The sequence below is a fragment of the Bradyrhizobium sp. Kon69 genome, from assembly GCF_055807515.1.
In genome coordinates this window covers 1-267 of record NZ_JBVVOS010000370.1, presented here as the reverse complement: position 1 = coordinate 267, position 267 = coordinate 1, and the positions used below count along the sequence as shown (strand labels likewise).

At 65.5% G+C, this 267-nt stretch carries 1 pseudogene; it reads left to right on the top strand.

The features are described from left to right. Positions 1-267 (top strand): annotated as a pseudogene (locus AC0L3U_RS39485) (hypothetical protein); the annotation flags it as partial.

Genomic DNA, 267 nt, shown 5'->3' with positions numbered 1-267 from the left:
GTGGAAGATCGTGCTGCCGATGGCCAGCCCAGCGATGATGACCGGCATGATCCTCGCGGTGGCCCGTGCCGCCGGTGAAGTGGCGCCGCTGATGCTGGTCGGCGTGGTCAAGCTGGCCCCGTCGCTGCCGCTGGACGGCAACTACCCGTACCTGCACCTTGACCAGAAGATCATGCACCTGGGCTTCCATATCTACGATGTCGGTTTCCAGAGCCCCAACGTCGAAGCGGCGCGCCCGCTGGTATACGCCACCGCGCTGCTGCTGGT